This window comes from Streptomyces sp. CNZ287 (assembly GCF_007827615.1).
In genome coordinates, this window is the sequence record NZ_VISV01000025.1 from 41,743 (window position 1) to 58,508 (window position 16,766).

Consider the following 16,766-nt stretch of genomic DNA (forward strand, 5'->3'; position numbering starts at 1 on the left):
TCCTGGCAGAGCGTCATTCCTCACCCGAGACCCACGTTCGGTGCACGGTTGCCTTGCTGCCGGTCACCAGGCTTGCCGGCGGAACGTCGTCGGCCACGACCGCGCCGGCGGCGACCACGGCGTCGCGGCCGATGGTGACACCGGGCAGGATGGTGGCGCCGGCACCGATCCACACGTTCTCCGCGACGTTGATGGGTGCGCCGGTGAGATACAGCCGCCGCTCCCCGGGATCGACCGGGTGGCCGCTGGTGATGAACGTGGCCTTCGGCCCGATCATCACGCGCTCGCCGAGGCGGATGCCGGCGTAGTCGAGGAACGTGCAGTTCTGGTTGATGAAGACGCGTTCGGCGAGGTCGAGGTTGAGGCCGTGGTCCGTGTAGAAGGGCGGATAGATCGTCACTCCCGGCGGCAGAGGCTTGCCGAGGATCTGTTTGAACAGGTCCGCCTTGCCCGCTTCGTCTTCGAAAGGCAGGATATTCAGGCGGGAAGTGAGTTCGGTGACGCGCAGGACCCTCTCGGCCATGGCCCGGAACTCGGCGCTGTGGATGCGCATGAGACGGTCGCCGGGCATGCCACGATCCCTTCCGCGTACCGGTGACTGGGGTTCATCGACCGTCTACGGCCACTGTCTTGGAAGCGATCATCCAGTCGCCGCCGCTGGTATTGCCGTTGCTACCGCGGCGCCGGCCGCCCGCGGAGCCGCGCTCCGCATTTCCCGCGGCGAGCATCAGGGGCGCCGCGGCGCGGACCCACCGGGGGCCGCCTCCACGTGCCGACCACACCACACATGCGCACCCCCCGAGAACGAGCGCCAGGACGCCAAGCAGTATGGGAATGATCAAGGCTCTCCACCTCTGCGTTCAACCCTTCGGTCGTGCCGATCATCTCAGGCGGGGGCAGTCACCGAGACGGCGGGAGGTTCCGTCTCGAAAGCTTCGCTTTGCCGGGGTACGCGTCAGGCGGGTGCTGCCCTGCATTATCAGCCGTGTCACCGAGCCTGCCCCTGTCCCGGCCGAAGCGGGGACAGGGGCAGGGGCACGGCGGGCGCTAGCGTGCCTGGGGTGGCACGGGGAGGGCGTCGTCGCGGTCGAGCTGGAGCAGGGTGAGGACGAACAGGGAGTCCGTCCAGCCGAGGGGAACGACCGACGCCGGGTTGCCGTCGTCGACCTTCTCGGGCAGCTCGCCGAGGACGTTGCGCTTGGAGAGGACCCAGTCGAGCACGCGGCCGGCCTTCTCCCGCTCGCCGATGCCCGCTCATGCGAGTCGAAGAACGATGTACTCGGTGTCCAGGTCGACGTGCCCCAGTCGTGGCCCGGTCGTCGCCGGGGACGACACCGCCGTTCGGGCGCAGCAGGGCGTCGTGGGTCGAGTCGAGTGCGTCCGGCAGGTCGGCGGGCGCGGTGTTGAAGGGCGGTGCCATGAAAGCGGCCGCGCCGTCGCGGCCGTGCAGCCCGTCCACCGTGCGCTGGTAGCCGAGGGGGGCGAAGCGCTCGGCGATCGCGTCCGAGAGCTTGCCCGCGGCCTCTGCCCATGTCGCCGCGTGGTCGTCGTGGCCGAGGGCCCGGGCCAGGTCCGCCACGGCGTTGAGGCCGCTGAGCAGCGGTGCGGCAGTTCCGATGTCCGGGGTGCCGGTGCCGAGTTCCCAGTAGTCCGGCGAAGCCGGCGGCAGTCCGTCCCCGTCCAGGGACGCGGCAGCGTAGTCGGCCGCCTTTTCGATCGCCGGGTACAGCTTCTTGAGGTCCGCGTCGCGGGTCTGCCGCGGAGCGTCCTGGTACCACTGCCATGTGGACCAGGGGACCCAGCCGTTCGCGTCGAGCTGCGAGTGACGGCTGTCGGGCGGTCCCGCGCCGTCCAGGGTGGTACGTGCTTCCCAGGTGCCGTCCGGGCGCTGGGTGGAGGCGTTGTACGTGAGGATCCGGTAGGCGTCCTCGGTGTGTCCCGCGTGCGCGAACGCAGCGGCGACGTAGCTGGAGTCGCGGGGCCAGGAGTACTCCCCGATGGAGTACCAGGCGGCGGCGGAAGCACCGTTGGGCTGGAGGAGCGCCTTCATGGAGAGCAAGGCCCGTGCGGCGGCCTTGCGTTGCGGTCCCGTCCTGCGTTGACGGTGCCGCGCTTCAGCCAGGCGCGCGACTCGCTGATCTGGCGCCGTGCGCCGGGGTCGTTCGCGCGCACCGTCACCGGCTCGGACCCGCCCGCGGGAAGGTAGCGCCAGCGGCCGCTGGGCAGCCGAAGCACGTTGCTGTCCCGCACGTACTCGGAGCCGTACGCCTGCACGGGGGTGATGGCTTCCGTGGTCTTCCCGTTGGAGTACAGGCCCGCCGTGGAGGCGGCGAAGACGTGGTCGGGCACGGCGCGGTAGCAGGCGTCCGGGTCCCCGCAGCCCTCGGCGCCGGCCGGGTTGAGGAAGAAGGCGGTACGGGTGGTGTAGGCCCGCCAGCCTCCGAGCACCGGGAGGTCGTAGTTCCAGCTCGTGAGCGATCCCCCGACCGGTGACCTGGTGCCGAGCCAGGCGATCGCCTTGCTCTCCGTCGTGGTCGCTTGCGCGAACAGGTAGTAGGTCGTTCCGGGAGTGACGTCGGCGCCGAGCGGGAAGTCGAGCCATCCCGCTCCCCCGCCGCCGAGCTGCGCGAGGTCTCGTGTGCTCGACGAGATCGCGGACCCGGGGTCCTCACGCGCCGTCCGGACCTCCACCGTGACGGTGCCCGAGGCGGCACGGCTCGCCAGGTAGAGGGACGCCTTCTCCACCCGGCTGTCATCCGTGGTGAACTCCTGGGCCGCGGCGTTGTCCGGGCCCTTGATGCTGAAGAGGCGGTGTCGAATCGCGGCTGCCCGTCGTACGCGGGCGCCGCGGCGGCCGCGTCGCGGGGCCACCCCTGCGGCGCCACGGGGACCATCGCCAGCGCGAGCAGCGCCGCCCAGCGATGCATGCGGCCGGGAGGGCGGGGCCCTCACCGGCACGAGAGTCGAAGCACTGTGCACGATCAACCTCCAGGTGTCGCCTCAGGCGCCGGAGAGCCGCGATGGCGCCGATGCCCTGACGTCCTGCTCGCTGCATCAGGCATCCGCACGTGCCCAGGTTTGCGAAGGCACACGGCGTGATGGTGCAGCGGATCCTGCCGGTGGACCGCGGCAAGATTGGACTACACCACCGACCCGACGAGGATGGGCGTCTCCTCGTGGGTCGTCAAGCCTGCGATACGGGATTGCTCCGGCGACGGCAAACGTCCCGCGGCGACTGTGTACGTGAAGTCGCTACGGCAGCGACCGCCGCCCGGCCCGACGGCGCGCCGGACCGGGCGGCGGTACTCCGGCGGGGTCACGTGAGGGGCTGCGTCACCGTCTTGCCGAGGTTCGCGCCGGAGCCCAGCTCGAAGCCGGCCCGGCGGGTGCGGCCGGGGGCGGCGAGGGCGACGGAGACGGTCAGGCCGGGCTGGTCGGGATTGGCGACGCTCACCACGGCCGAGCCGCCGGACTCCTCGAGCATGACGACGGCGGGCTGATCGACCCGCAGCGTACGGCCCGCACCCAGGTCGAGGGAGCCTGCGGCATGGAAGGTGGCCATCGTCAGCCGCAGCCCCGGGTGGCGGACCGCCTGGACCTGCTCGTCGTTGCGGAGGATCCTGACCGCCGGCCCGGCCGCGTAGGCCCGTACCTTCGCCGGAGATGCGCCGGGCAGGACGATGTAGGCGTATCCGGCTCCCTCCGGGGCCCGGCCGTGATCGAAGTAGAGCGTGAAGGCATTCCGCGCCACCGGATCGCGGTCGATCCAGCTCCCGCTCTGCCCTTTGTTCGAGACCCTGAGGGGTCCTCCTTCGGGGAATACGTAACCGATCTCGTCGTTGTACGCCCACGAGGCACCGGTCGCCGCGGAGTCGGTCCCCGGGCGCACCGTCTTGCCGCCGACGGTCGCGTTGCCCCGGGCCGCGCCCTGGTTGACGGTCGTGTGGACGGCATGTTCGGAGGTGGAAGTGATTCCCGCGCCGAGAGCGACCATCTCGTCGTCGAAGTAGAAGTAGCTCTTGCGGCCGGTGGTCGAGGACCGGTCCAGCGTGAAGGCGACGGCTCCGTAGCGCCCGTCGGAGACACCGCCGGTGAAGCTGCCGGCGTTGCGCTTTCCCGCCGTCGACGTCACCTTGGCGTACGGCGCGGTGACACCCGGGTAGTGGAACCAGTCGAAGGCGGGTACGAGGTCGTCGTATTCCCGGTTCGTGACCTGGATCGAGGTGGCGCCCTGCGCGTTCCAGTCGATCTCGTTGCCGACTTCCGGCCGGAAGGTGGAGCGGTACTCGCTGCCGACCATGCGCGGGGAGTTGATCCTGGTGAAGATTCCGTACCCCGCGCGCAGGTGCGAGGAGAACTCCGAGCGCCAGAAGTACTTGTGCCCGGTGACACCGTTTTCCCGGGTCTTCCCCCGGATGTTGTCGGCGAGCTTCCGGTACGCCGCCGAGTTGCCCTCGTCGGCCCGCACCATCCGGTCGAGCGGCTCCAGGAAGTCCGCCGCATAACTCGTGACGCCGTCGATGGTGTTGGCGGGGCGGTACCCGAGGTACATCATCCCGATCTCCCCGCGGATCAGCCAGCGCGTCCCGTCGAGGATGTAGAAGGCGATGGCGTCGACTTCCTCGTCGGAGAGGGCGAAGCTCGTGCCGCGCGAGACGTCGGCCCACGCGGCGACGATGGTGAACAGCGCCATGCCGTAGCCCTCGCTGTAGAGCTGCGCACCGTGCGCCCAGAAGCTCGAGTCGACCTGCACGGCCTCCTTGACGCCGCCGCTGCCGTCGACCGCGATCGTCTGCGCCATGGTGTCGTAGCCCTGCTCGATGTCGGCGGTGGAGCGCTTGGCGACGGCCTCGTAGAGGTAGTTCTCCGTCCGCCAGGAGCCGTTCGCCCCGACCGGGTCGAGCCGGCCGGTGTTGTGCGCGTACGCCACCTCGCGTGCCTCGGCGCTGAGTTCATCGCCGACGAAGATCGACACGCGGCCCATGGCCATGGACTTGCCGATCTCGACCTCCCACCAATTCGTGCTGGTGGGTTTCACGCTGTCCCAGTACAGAAGTGCGCGGTTCAGCGCCTCGACGATCTCCGGCTTTCCGTAGCCCGGGGCGTCCGGATCGCGGTAGGCGTGTGCCATCGCCATCATGCGGTAGAGCGCGTGATAAGGCGACCAGACCCGGCCGTTCGCGGAACTGGTGGTGTCGGCGTAGTCCACATTCGGCCACGAGCCATCGGCCCGCAGCGACTCGGCGTACGTCAGGGCCTCCGACGTACGGGCGAGATAGATGAAGTTGGCGAGCTTGATCTGGTCGCCCTGGGCGAGGAAGCGCTGCTGAATGCGCTCGATGATGAGCTGAATGTCGTCCGCCGCCGCGCGGTTTCCGGCGGCTTCGGCGGCGCGCGCGATAGCCGGGGCTGACAGCGTCAGACCGGCCACGCCCGCGGCAAGTCCGAGTCCGCCGAGCAGGACTCGGCGTCGGTCGAGAAGGGGTGCGGCTCCGTTTTCAGGCATGCGGACTCCTTGATGCGCACCCGGTGGTGACAACGCTGCCGGGAGGTGTGCGCCCGTCCGCCGACTAGCGCTTCCGGGTGCTGATTCGGTCACGGCCGGGGGTAGGTTCGCCCCGTTTCTAAACCGGTTTGAAGTGATGCGTAAACAGTTACCGGCTACGCCCCGCGGACGTCAACAGTCGCGGCACGACGAGAGTGAGTGCCGGGGCGGCGTCGCGCGGCCCAGGGGGTGCCGGGAACCGCGCTGACGCACCGGCTTCCTGCGGCTCGGCACGTCCGGCAGCAGGCGCACGGCGCACCGCCGGAGCGGGCAGGCCGCGGCCTGCACCGCAGTCGCGGCGCCAGCGCGGCCGGGTCGGTGGGTCCGCCGGCTCAGCGCGCCGGCGGCGCCGTGCTCGCGCGGGCCACGAACTCCACCGGCGGCAGTGCGGGCGCCTGGAAGGGATGCCCCTGGGTGAGGGAGACCAGTTGCCGCGCCGCGGCACGGCCCCAGGCGATCACGTCCTGGCGGACGGTGCTCAGCGGCGGGGCGATGTACTCGGCCAGCGGGATGTCGTCGAATCCCACCACCGACAGATCCCCCGGGACGCTCAGTCCGCGACCGGTCGCCGCGGCGATCCCGGCGATGGCCATCAGGTCGTTGGCGTAGAGGATGGCGGTCGGCGGCTCGGGCAGGTCGAGCAGGGCGTGGGTGGCGCGGGCGCCGCCGGCGCCGGTGAAGTCCCCGGCCTCCAGCGGCCCTTCGGGCACTCCTGCGTCGGCGAGGGCGGTCGCCCAGGCGCGCCGGCGGGCCTCGGCGTGCACGTAGCCCTCGGCGCCGCTGACGTGCCCGATGCGGCGATGGCCGAGCGCATGCAGGTGCCCGACGGCGCGGCGAACCCCTTCGGCGTCGTCGACACCGATCGCCGGCACCGGGCTGTCCGGCCGGTCCGGGCCGATGATCAACGCGGCCAGGCCCAGCCGGTCGGTGAGCGCCGGGCGCCGGTCGCCGAGTTGCAGATCGGTGAGGAACACGCCGTCGGCCCGGCCGTCGTGACTCAGGCGCTCGTACGCGTTGTGCTCGGCCTCCTCGGTCTCGACGACCTGGAGGACCAGGGCGTAGTCGAGGGGGGACAGCCCGCTTTCGACGCCCGCGACGAACTGCGGGAAGAACGGGTCGGTGCTGAGCAGTTCGGGAGGCCGGCGGATCACCAGGCCGAGGGCCTGGGCGCGCCGGGTGGACAGCGCCCGGGCCCCGGCGCTGGGCTGCCAGCCCAGCTCGGCGGCCGCTTCCAGGACCCGTTGCCGCGCGTGCGTACTGACGCCGGCGCGCCCGTTGACGACGAAGGACACAGTCGCCTTGGACACCCGGGCCAGCGCCGCGACGTCCCCGATGGTGGGGCGGCTGCGCCGGCGCGGGGGCGCCGGCGCCGCGGGCTCCGCGCCGGTCTGCGCCGCGCCCGGCTCGGGGTGCTGGTGGGTCATGCTGTTCCCCTCCTTGCCGCCGTCCGGTGCGGGCGGGCTCCGGGTGCGGAGGCCCGGCCGATGACCGGAACGTTTCGTGCGGTCCCTTGACGCTCACATTTTAAACCGGTTTGAATGGCGCCCGTCACCCCGGCTCGATCATCTGGCCGGGACCGGTCGACGACGGCGTGGGACGGGCAGCCGCCGTCACGTCCGGCATCTCTCCACCCTCACACCATGAAGGGGTCAGGCCCTATGAAGCGTCATACGCGCATTGCGGTGCTGGTGACGGCCGCGGCGGTGGTCCTGCCACTGTCCGCCTGCGGATCCGACGACTCCGGCGGCGGCAAGCCGACAGCGGGGCCGATCGATATCTGGTACTCGACCAATGAGCAGGAGCAGGCGTGGGCCAAGGCCGCCGTCGACGCCTGGAACGCCGAGCACCCCGAGGAGAAGGTTACCGCCCGGGCGGTGCCCGCGGGCAAGTCCACCGAGGACGTCATAGGCGCGGCGATCACCGCGGGCAACACACCCTGCCTCGTCTACAACACCGCCCCCGCCGCGGTCTCCGCGTTCGAGAAACAGGGCGGGCTGGTGAACCTCTCCAAGACGTTCAAGGACGCCGAGTCGTTCATCGAGCAGCGCTCGGGCGACGCGGTGGACGGCTTCCGGTCCCCGGACGGCTCGCTGTATCAAATGCCCTGGAAGACCAACCCGTTCATGCTCTATTACAACAAGGAAGCCTTCGCCAAGGCCGGGCTGGACGCGGAGCATCCCAAGCTGCGCACCTACGACGACGTACTGGCGGCGGCCGAGGCGATCAAGAGCGCCAAGGCGGCGGACTTCGCGCTGTATCCCCCGGCGACCAGCGATTACACCAACTCGCTCTTCGACTTCTACCCGCTGTATCTGGCGAACTCCGGCGGCACCCAGCTCGTCGAGGACGGCAAGGCCACCTTCACCGGCGAGGCCGGCCTGCAGACCCTCGGCTTCTGGCAGGAGATGTACGCCAAGGGCTACTCCTCCCCGGAGGCGTACAGCGGCGACATGTGGGCGGGCCCGTTCGCCGACGGGGCGGCCGCCATGGGCATCGCCGGGCCGTGGGGCAAGGGGCAGTTCGACGGCAAGGTGGAGTACGGCGTGGTGCCGCTGCCCACCGCAGCCGGCGCGGAGGAGACGTCGACGTTCGCCGACTCGAAGAACGTCGGGATGTTCACCTCGTGCCGCAACCAGCAGACCGCCTGGGACTTCGCCAAGTTCTCCATGAGCGAGGAGAACGACGCGGCGCTGCTCGAGGAGACCGGCCAGTTCCCCACCCGCACCGATGTGACGACCGTCGCCGCCGGCTTCCTGAAGAAGAACCCGTTCTACGAGCCCTTCGCCGACGCCGTCCCGCGCGCCGTCGACGTGCCGAACATCCCCGGCTCCAGCGAGGTGTGGACGACCTTCCGCAAGGCGTGGGACGACACCGTGCTGTCCGGCAAGGGGGACGTGGAGGACGCCTTCGGCGAGGCCGCCCAGACCATCGACGACCAGGCCAACGGCTGACGAGGCGCACCACCATGACCGCACCGCATCCCCATCGGCAGGAGGCGCGGGCCGGCGGCGGCTCGCCCTCCGGGCCGCAGCTCAAGGGCTCACCGCCCCCCGCTCCCCGCGCGAGCGCCCGGGCCGGCCGGCCGCCACGGCCCGGGCGGGCACACCGCGTCGAGCGCTGGCTGGGCAGGCACCCGTTGGGGCTCGCGCTCACCGCCCCGTACACGGTCTTCGTCCTGGTCGTCTTCGCGATCCCGTTCGGCTTCGGCGTCTGGATGGCCTTCCACGACTACTTCTTCACCGCCCCGGGGGTGTCGGTCCCGCACCCCTTCGTCGGGTTCGACAACTTCACCGCGGTCCTGGGAGACGGGGACACCCGGCGCGCCTTCCGGAACCTGGGCGTCTTCATGGCGATCAACATTCCGCTGACCGTCGTGCTGGCCCTGTCGCTGGCGGCGGCGCTCAACTCGGCCACGCGATGGCGGGTGTTCTTCCGCGTCTCCTACTACGTGCCGTACGTCACCGCGTCGGTGGCCACCCTCGCCGTGTGGCTCTTCCTCTTCAACGGCTCCGGCGCGGTCAACCACGCGCTCGGCGCCTGGGCGCCGGAACCGTCGTGGCTCGCGAACAAGCACCTGGTGATGCCTCTCATCGCGCTCTACGTGACGTGGAAGCAGCTCGGGTTCTACGTCCTGCTGTATCTGGCCGCGCTGCAGAACGTGCCGCGCGAGCTGCACGAGGCGGCGCTCACCGACGGCGCGGGGCGCTGGCAGGCCTTCCGCGCGGTCACGCTGCCGGCCGTACGGCCGGTGACCTCCCTGGTCATCCTCCTGTCGCTGATCACCTCCGGGCAGATCTTCACCGAACCGTTCCTCCTCACCGGCGGCGGCCCGAACGGCGCCTCGCTCACCCCGGCGCTGCTGATCTACCAGCGCGGCCTGGAACAGGGCGAACCGGACGCGGCCGCCGCGATCGGGCTGATCCTCGTCACGGCGGTGCTCATCCTCGCCACCATCTCCCGGCGCGTCATGGAGAGGAACTGACATGGCCCGTACGCTGCTGCGCCTGCTGCGTTACGGCGCGCTCGGTCTGGGCGCCGTCGCCGCGCTGCTGCCGTTCTACTACATGCTCATCGGCGCGCTGCAGAAGAAGCGCGACACGAGCCTGGGCGGGCTGCTGCCCGACCCGTCCAACCTGACCCTGGCCAACCTCTCCGGGATCGACGATTCCTTCAGCCTCACCACCGCCCTGCTCAACTCGCTCATCATGACCGCCGGGGTCGTGGCCTGCACCCTGGTCTTCGGGCTCCTCGCCGGATACGCGCTGGCGATCCTGCACTTCCGCGGTCGCGGCCTCGTCTTCGCCCTGGTGCTGCTGGTCCAGGCGATCCCGTTCCAGCTGCTGATGATCCCGCTCTACGTGATGGTGGTGCGCTACTTCCACCTGGCCGACAGCTACGCCGGGATGATCCTTCCGTTCGCCGTCAACTCCGTCGCCGTGCTCATCTTCCGCCAGTACTTCCTGCAGATACCGAGGGAGATCTTCGACGCGGCCCGCATGGACGGCGCCGGCGAACTGCGCATCCTGCGCTCGGTCGCGGTGCCGCTGGTACGGCCGGCGATCCTCACCGCGATGCTGGTGACCTTCATCGGCCCGTGGAACGAGTTCCTGTGGCCGTTCCTGATCACCAAGAACCCGGACATGCAGCCCCTCGCGGTGAGCCTGGCCAACTTCTCCCAGGCCAACTCCACCTTCCAGGCCAACCCCATGGGCGCCGTGCTGGCCGGCGCGTGCGTCCTGGCGGTCCCGGCCGTGGTGCTGTTCCTGCTCTTTCAGCGCCACTTCACCTCCGCCAACCTCGGCTCCGCGATCAAAGGGTAGGTATGACCCAGCTCAACGCCGAAACCGCACTCCCCTACGCCCTGAAGCGCATCGGCGTCCTCATGACCGCCGATCCGGCCGACCCGCTGGAGGCCGAGGGCGTCCTCAACCCCGCCACCGCCTGGGGACCCGACGGCCACCTCTACCTCTTCCCGCGGATCGTCTCGGCCGGGAACGTCTCCCGCATCGCCCGGGCCCGCGTCGTGATCGAAGACGGCGTCCCGGTCGGCGTCGAACGCCAGGGCGTGGTCCTGGCCCCGGACGAGGGCTTCGAGCGCGGTGCACGCAACGCCGGTGTGGAGGACCCGCGCATCACCTTCCTCGCGGACCTCGGCGTGCACGTCATGACCTACGTCGCCTACGGCCCTCTCGGCCCCCGTCCGGCCCTGGCCGTCTCCGACGACACCGTCCACTGGCGGCGCCTGGGGCCGCTGCACTTCGCGTACCGGCCGGGCCTCTCCACCGACCTGAACTTCTTCCCCAACAAGGACCTGGTGTTCTTCCCCGAGGTGCTGCCGGGACCGAACGGGCGGCCCTGCTTCGCCATGCTGCACCGGCCGATGTGGGAGCTGGACTGGCTGCGGCCCGGCGAAGGCGCCCCGGCCCCGGCCGGGGTCACCGACCCCCGGCCGTCGATCTGGATCGCCTACGCGGACGCCGGCGCGGTCCGCGCCGACCTCTCCGCGCTCACCTCGCTCACCCATGCCGCGCCGGTCGCGGGCCCTCAGATGCCGTTCGAGGAGGCCAAGATCGGAGCCGGGCCGCCGCCGCTGCGCGTTCCCGAGGGCTGGCTGCTCATCCACCACGGGGTCACCGGCCCTGTCGCCAAGGGCTTCGAACTGAGCCACGGCTCCGTCTACCGGGCCGGCGGCATCCTGCTCGACGCCCTCGATCCGTCCCGGGTGCTGGCACGCAGCCCGCAGCCGTGGCTGTCCCCGCAGATCCGGGAGGAGACCGAGGGCACTCTCGGCAACGTCGTCTTCCCCACCGCCGTCGAGGAGATCGAAGGCATCCCGTACGTCTTCTACGGGATGGCCGACAGCTCCATCGGCGTCGCAGCACTCGAGCGCACCGCCCCGTAACCCCCGTCCCGCCCCCACCTCGCAGAGAGGAGTCTCGTCGTGACCGTTTCACGCCGAGTCTTTCTGGGTTCCTCCAGCGCGGCGCTCGCCGCGCTGATCACGGCCGGCGGCCCGCTGGGCCGCGTACCGCCGGCGTTCGCCGGCACCACCGGCGACCTCGCTGACATCCGCTCGACCCTGCTCGGTATCTACCTCGCACACGACTGGCTCGACGACGGCACCACCGCCCGGGTGGAATGGACGTACCAGAGCCAGGCCATGGAGTACCTGTCCGCCCAGCGGGCCGACGGCTCGTGGAGCGACGTGGACTACTCCGCCACCAACAGCGCCGCCAACGGGGCGGCGTGGTCGCCGTACCGGGCGCTGGACCGGATGCAGGCCATGGCCGCCGCGTACGCCAACCCGGCCGGGCCGCGCCACCGCGACCCCGCGCTGCTGGCCGGCGTGGCGAAGGGCGTCGAGCACTGGTTCCAGGTCAAGCCGACCAACGTCAACTGGTGGGAGCGGGGCATCGGCATCCAGCTCCGCCTGGGGCGTATCGGCCTGCTCCTGCACGGACAGCTCGACGCCGCCCGCACGGCGGACATCGTCGGCGTCCTGCAGAGCAGTTCGTCGGGCACCGGCCAGAACGCCGTCTGGTACGCGCAGAACGTCATCTTCCGCGGTCTGCTCACGCCTGACCCCGCCCTCGTCGCCTCCGGCCGCGACGCCATGGCCCGCGCGATCCTCCTCAACACGGGCGACGGCATCCAGAGCGACCTCAGCTACCACCAGCACGGAGACCAGCTCTACTCGGCCGGGTACGGCCGCAGCATGCTCACCGACGTCGCGCAGTGGCTGTACGTCCTGCGACGCACCTCCTACGCCTTCTCACCCGCGTCGGTCTACGACTACGCGAGCTGGGTCCTGGACGGCACCCGCTGGATGATCAACGGGGACCACGCCGAGTTCAACGTCTTCCTCAACCCCGCCCCGCGGTACCGCAGCAACGCCGAGCGCACCCTCGAAGCCCTCCGGCGGATGGACGACGTACTGCCGGGACAGGCCGGCCACTTCGCCCGGCTGCGGCGCAACATCGCCCTCCAGAGCAGCGACACCGGGCTGAGGGGCCACAAGTACTTCTGGCGCTCGGACTTCGCCGCCCACAAGCGCCCCGACTGGGGCGTGACCGTCAAGATGGTCTCCGCGCGCACCATCGGCTCCGAGTGGCGCTCCTCCAACCCCCGAAGACTGAACTACCTGTACTGGGTCCCCTTCGGCACCACGTTCATCGCCCGCAGGGGAGACGAGTACCGCAACCTGTTCCCCGTGTGGGACTGGTCCCGCCTGCCCGGATGCACCAACCCCGCGGTCGTGGTCCCCCTGGACGCGAGCAACCCCTACCGGCAGTCGACCACCTTCGTCGGCGGCGTGGACAACGGGCTCTACGGCGCCGCGGCCCTGGACATGGAGAAGTACGGCACCACCGCCCGGAAGGGCTACTTCTGCTTCGACGACGAGTTCGTCGCACTCGGCGCGGGCATCACCTCCACCGACCCGAACCCCGTCGTGACCACGCTCAACCAGGCACGCCGGGTGGGCAGCGTCGTCGCCGCCGGAACCACCGTCGAGCCGGGGGCCACCCGCACCCGTACCGGAACGTGGGCCTACCACGACGGCACCGGATACGCCTTCTTCGAGCCGGTCGCCATGACCGTCAGGAACGAGACCGTCACCGGGTCCTGGGCCGACATCGCCACCGGCCAGGACCCCGCCCCCGTCACCGAGAACGTGTTCGGCCTCTGGCTCGACCACGGCACGGAGCCGAGCGGCGCGACATACGCCTACGTCGTCCGGCCCGGCGTCAACCAGGGCCAGGCCGTGGCATACGCGCACCACCTGCCCGTGCGGGTGCTCGCCAACACCACGTCCCTGCAAGGCGTACGCCACGACGGTCTGGGCATCTCCCAGCTCCTCTTCTACTCCCCCGGCACCGCAGAGATCCGCAAGGGGGTGACCCTCGCCGTCGACGTGCCCTGCATGGTCATCCTCGACGAGTCGGGAACCGGCGCGCCCGTCATCACCGTCTCCGCCCCGCAGGCACCCGGCGTCACCGTCGCCGTCACCCTCACCCGGTTCGGAGAGGTCACCCGCGGAACCGCCACCCTCCCCGACGGCGACCGCCAGGGAGCGGGAGTCACCCTCGGCGCAACGGCGAACGACGTCGCCCTGCGCCGCCCGGTGCTCACCTCCTCCGAACAGGACACCTCCGTCGGGGCCCACTTCCTCACCGACGGCAACCCCCGCACCCGCTGGGGCTCGGCGCCTTCGGACGACGAATGGGCGATGGTCGACCTGCTGACGCCGCAGATGGCCGACGCGGTGGCGCTGCACTGGGACACGGCCTTTGCGCAGGCGTACGCCGTCGAGGTCTCCCCCGACGGGGAAAGCTGGCGGACCGTCCACTCGACCACCTCGGGTACGGGCGGCACCCGGACCCTGGCCATCACCCCCCAGCCGGTGCGGTTCGTCCGCCTGAACCTCACCAAGCGGCACACCAGGCGGGGCTTCTCGCTGCGGGGCCTGGAGGTCCACGCGGCTGTGGACCTGGCACGCGGCAAGCCCGCCACCGCCTCCTCCACCCGCGTCGCCGAACTGGCCCCGGCCAACGCCACGGACGGGCAGGACACCACCCGCTGGGGATCCGACTACTCGGACCCGCAGTGGCTGAGCGTCGACCTGGGGTCCACGACGGCCATCGGCACCGTGAAACTCCACTGGGAGACGGCCAGCGCCAAGAGCTACCGGCTCCAGGTCTCGGACGACGGCGGCGACTGGACCGACGTCCACTCCACGACCAGCGGACCGGGCGGGGTGGAGACGATCCCCGTCTCCGCCGATGCGCGATACGTCCGCATGTACGGGACGCAGCGCAACACCCAGTACGGGTACTCGCTGTTCTCGTTCGAGGTGTACGGACGTTAGCCCGGCATCCCCGCGCCGGCTCCGGGTGGGAGCGAGCGCCACCCTGCGCGGACACGCCGCGACGGGGTGGCGCCGTTCCACCCTGCGCACCGCGCCTGCTCGCAGTGCCGCGGCTCCGTTCCTTGACAGGGTTCCCCGCCGCTGTGACAGTTGAGAGCGCTCTCAGTCATGTACACGCCAGAAGGAGACGTGATGCGCCCTTCCCGTTGGCTCGCCGGTGCCGTCCCGTTAGGGCTGATCGGCGTACTCGCCCTCGGACAGACCGCCACCGCCACCCGGCCCGGCGACGGACCCGCCGGCCCGGCGGCCCAGGGGGAGGCGGCAGCAGTGACGGCGGCGAAGGCGGATCCGCCCTCCACGCTCGGCCGTGCCCTGGTCGGCGGCGCCGACCCTAGCGTCATCAGGGTGGGCAGCCTCTACGTCTCCGCCAAATCGGTGGACGGCGGCATCGCGGTGCGGACGGCGTCGACGCCGGAGGCCGTGGCCACCGCCCCCAAGCATCAGGTGTGGCAGGACACCGCGAATCTGGGCGAGGTCTGGGCGCCGGAGATCGTCCACCACGACGGCCAGTACCGCATCTACTTCGCCGCCGGCCGCGGCGCGGCCCACCGGATGTACCACATCGGCTCCCCGAACCCGACGTCCGGATACTCCGCGGCCGTGAAGGTCGCCCTGCCCGGCGACAAGTGGGCCATCGACGGGGTGCCCTTCACGTTCGGCGGGCAGCGCTGGTTCGTGTGGTCGGGCTGGGCCGGCGACACCAACGTCGAACAGAACCTCTACGTCGCCCGGATGAGCAGCCCCACGGCGTCCACCGGCGGGCGCTACATCATCTCGCAGCCGCGTGAGCCGTGGGAGCGCGTCGTGGGCAACCCGTACATCAACGAAGCGCCCCAGCCGATCGTCGATCCCGATGGCCAGTTGCACGTCGTCTACTCCGCGAACGGCAGTTGGAGCGACAAGTACTGCATCGCCGACCTGCGGCTGAGGGCCGGCGGCGATCCCACCTACGTCTGGGACTGGTACAAGAGCAACGGCTGCCTCTTCGGCTCGCACGCCCCGTCCATGATGTCCGGCTGGACACCGACGGTGAACGTCAACGGTCCCGGCCACCACACGTTCATCCTTCCGCAGGGCGACGTGAACGCCGGCCCGCCATCCGGCAACCGCTTCCCCACGATGTTCCACGCGGTGGCCAAGGGCACCCCGTACACGTGGTCCAACCGCTTCTGGTACTCCGGGACGGCGGTCTGGTGGAGCAACACCACGTACCGGCGCGCCAACGTCCCCGGAAGCACCACCAACGTGGGCTACAGCCTGAAGTTCTTCGAGTAGGCGGTGCGGCGGCTCTGCCGCCCTGCCCCGGTGTGCGACCGCGCACGTGGCGGGGACGCGGGACGGAGCCTCGTGCCGTGGCCCGGGCGCACCGCCCTGCTACCGGGAGTCGGTGGACGGGGGAATCCCGGTGGACGGCACTCCCGGTGCACCGGCGCCGTCGTCGTTCCGCGTCGGTGTGGGAACCCCGCTGGGGACCTCCGACGGAGGCGTGGACGGCGCTGGCGACGCCGGTGGACCACTGGGCGGCGGGGTGGCGGGCCTGGAACGGTCCTCGGCACCCGGACCGGGCAGGCCCGCCGCGAGGCCGACGGCAAGGGCGACGACCGCCAGCGCGCTGCCGGCGGCTGCGCTTGCGCGGCGGCGGCGGATACGGCGTCCGCCGTCGACGGCCGCGTCGGTGACGCTGGGCATCGGCGGCGCCGTGGGATCGTCCGCCATCGCCGCGAAGGCGCGGTGCAGGTCGGCGGACTCGTACTCGTCCATCTCCCGCCTCACCTTCCGTTCACCTCCTGGGCGAGCGTTCCGAGGAGCTGACGCAGCCGGCGCAGTCCCCGCGCGCTCTGGCTCTTGACCGTTCCCGGGCTCACCCGGAGCGCCTCCGCGGTCTGCTCCACACTCCAGTCCTCCCAGAACCGCAGCACCAGCACCGCCCGGTACCTGGGCGGCAGTTCCCTCAAAGCGGATTGCATCACCAGCCGCAGTTCCCGGGTGGCCGGGGGCGCCGGCTGCGCCTCGGGCACCTCCTCCACGAGTTCCTCGCGCCAGGTGCGGCGGCGGAGCTGGTCGATGAAGACGCGGGTGAGGATGGTACGGGCGTACGCGTCCACATTGCCGTCCCGGCGGACCCGCCCCCAGGCCGCGTAGAGCTTCATCAGCGTGGTCTGGGTCAGGTCCTGGGCCTGGTGCCAGTCACCGCAGAGCAGGTACGCGCTGCGTCTGAGGTCCGCCTGCCGCGCCTCGGCGAACTCCCGGAACTCCCGCTCCCGTACCGCTTCCCTCACCCACCCAGCCCTTCGG

13 protein-coding genes are annotated in these 16,766 nt (G+C 70.9%); 6 read left to right on the forward strand and 7 right to left on the reverse strand.

The annotated features are described in order from the left end of the window. Nucleotides 1-13: 13 nt before the first annotated feature. The 5 genes from FB457_RS31795 to FB457_RS31815 form a co-directional block, all read right to left on the reverse strand. The gene (locus FB457_RS31795; protein WP_047019639.1) at nucleotides 14-571 is read right to left on the reverse strand and encodes a DapH/DapD/GlmU-related protein; all 558 of its coding nucleotides are present in this window, start codon (nucleotides 569-571) and stop codon (nucleotides 14-16) included. A 476-nt stretch (nucleotides 572-1,047) separates the two neighbouring features. Next, nucleotides 1,048-1,221, reverse strand: a complete 174-nt coding sequence (locus tag FB457_RS35525) for a hypothetical protein (protein WP_186462075.1) — start codon at nucleotides 1,219-1,221, stop codon at nucleotides 1,048-1,050. 825 nt (nucleotides 1,222-2,046) lie between these two features. Beyond that, on the reverse strand, nucleotides 2,047-2,871 hold the full coding sequence (locus FB457_RS31805; protein WP_145784093.1) for a choice-of-anchor R domain-containing protein: 825 nt from the start codon (nucleotides 2,869-2,871) through the stop codon (nucleotides 2,047-2,049). 445 nt (nucleotides 2,872-3,316) lie between these two features. Further along, complete coding sequence (locus tag FB457_RS31810) at nucleotides 3,317-5,506, reverse strand: polysaccharide lyase family 8 super-sandwich domain-containing protein (protein WP_145784096.1); 2,190 nt, start codon at nucleotides 5,504-5,506, stop codon at nucleotides 3,317-3,319. A gap of 371 nt (nucleotides 5,507-5,877) precedes the next feature. Next, on the reverse strand, nucleotides 5,878-6,969 hold the full coding sequence (locus tag FB457_RS31815; RefSeq protein ID WP_047019637.1) for a LacI family DNA-binding transcriptional regulator: 1,092 nt from the start codon (nucleotides 6,967-6,969) through the stop codon (nucleotides 5,878-5,880). 234 nt (nucleotides 6,970-7,203) lie between these two features. On the opposite strand from FB457_RS31815, the gene FB457_RS31820 reads away from it, so the two are divergent. The 6 genes from FB457_RS31820 (at nucleotide 7,204) to FB457_RS31845 (ending at nucleotide 15,746) form a co-directional block, all read left to right on the forward strand. Continuing rightward, on the forward strand, nucleotides 7,204-8,496 hold the full coding sequence (locus FB457_RS31820; RefSeq protein WP_486589211.1) for a type 2 periplasmic-binding domain-containing protein: 1,293 nt from the start codon (nucleotides 7,204-7,206) through the stop codon (nucleotides 8,494-8,496). Nucleotides 8,497-8,510: 14 nt separating this feature from the next. Further along, nucleotides 8,511-9,527, forward strand: a complete 1,017-nt coding sequence (locus FB457_RS31825; RefSeq protein ID WP_047019635.1) for a carbohydrate ABC transporter permease — start codon at nucleotides 8,511-8,513, stop codon at nucleotides 9,525-9,527. A 1-nt stretch (nucleotide 9,528) separates the two neighbouring features. Next, nucleotides 9,529-10,365 (forward strand): carbohydrate ABC transporter permease, encoded by an 837-nt coding sequence (locus FB457_RS31830; RefSeq protein ID WP_047019634.1) that lies wholly within the window; start codon nucleotides 9,529-9,531, stop codon nucleotides 10,363-10,365. A gap of 2 nt (nucleotides 10,366-10,367) precedes the next feature. Continuing rightward, the gene (locus tag FB457_RS31835) at nucleotides 10,368-11,447 is read left to right on the forward strand and encodes a glycoside hydrolase family 130 protein (protein ID WP_047019633.1); all 1,080 of its coding nucleotides are present in this window, start codon (nucleotides 10,368-10,370) and stop codon (nucleotides 11,445-11,447) included. A gap of 39 nt (nucleotides 11,448-11,486) precedes the next feature. Then, nucleotides 11,487-14,411, forward strand: coding sequence for a polysaccharide lyase family 8 super-sandwich domain-containing protein (locus FB457_RS31840; protein ID WP_145784099.1), 2,925 nt, complete (start codon nucleotides 11,487-11,489; stop codon nucleotides 14,409-14,411). 192 nt (nucleotides 14,412-14,603) lie between these two features. Continuing rightward, a complete protein-coding gene (locus FB457_RS31845; RefSeq protein WP_486589212.1) occupies nucleotides 14,604-15,746 on the forward strand; it encodes a glycoside hydrolase family 43 protein in 1,143 nt (380 codons plus the stop codon). 99 nt (nucleotides 15,747-15,845) lie between these two features. Here FB457_RS31845 and FB457_RS31850 read toward each other — a convergent pair whose 3' ends face one another. Together FB457_RS31850 and FB457_RS31855 are read right to left on the reverse strand one after the other, a co-directional pair. Then, on the reverse strand, nucleotides 15,846-16,232 hold the full coding sequence (locus FB457_RS31850) for a hypothetical protein (RefSeq protein WP_047019631.1): 387 nt from the start codon (nucleotides 16,230-16,232) through the stop codon (nucleotides 15,846-15,848). 8 nt (nucleotides 16,233-16,240) lie between these two features. Further along, the gene (locus FB457_RS31855; RefSeq protein WP_047019630.1) at nucleotides 16,241-16,750 is read right to left on the reverse strand and encodes a SigE family RNA polymerase sigma factor; all 510 of its coding nucleotides are present in this window, start codon (nucleotides 16,748-16,750) and stop codon (nucleotides 16,241-16,243) included. Nucleotides 16,751-16,766 lie beyond the last annotated feature (16 nt).

Bases quoted from the DNA above. Each gene is read 5' to 3' on its own strand.
- FB457_RS31835 (WP_047019633.1), top strand. From the start codon at position 10,368: ATGACCCAGCTCAACGCCGAAACCGCACTCCCCTACGCCCTGAAGCGC.
- FB457_RS31850 (WP_047019631.1), bottom strand. From the start codon at position 16,232: ATGGACGAGTACGAGTCCGCCGACCTGCACCGCGCCTTCGCGGCGATG.
- FB457_RS31810 (WP_145784096.1), bottom strand. From the start codon at position 5,506: ATGCCTGAAAACGGAGCCGCACCCCTTCTCGACCGACGCCGAGTCCTG.
- FB457_RS31845 (WP_486589212.1), top strand. From the start codon at position 14,604: ATGCGCCCTTCCCGTTGGCTCGCCGGTGCCGTCCCGTTAGGGCTGATC.
- FB457_RS31820 (WP_486589211.1), top strand. From the start codon at position 7,204: ATGAAGCGTCATACGCGCATTGCGGTGCTGGTGACGGCCGCGGCGGTG.
- FB457_RS31825 (WP_047019635.1), top strand. From the start codon at position 8,511: ATGACCGCACCGCATCCCCATCGGCAGGAGGCGCGGGCCGGCGGCGGC.
- FB457_RS31815 (WP_047019637.1), bottom strand. From the start codon at position 6,969: ATGACCCACCAGCACCCCGAGCCGGGCGCGGCGCAGACCGGCGCGGAG.
- FB457_RS31795 (WP_047019639.1), bottom strand. From the start codon at position 571: ATGCCCGGCGACCGTCTCATGCGCATCCACAGCGCCGAGTTCCGGGCC.
- FB457_RS31830 (WP_047019634.1), top strand. From the start codon at position 9,529: ATGGCCCGTACGCTGCTGCGCCTGCTGCGTTACGGCGCGCTCGGTCTG.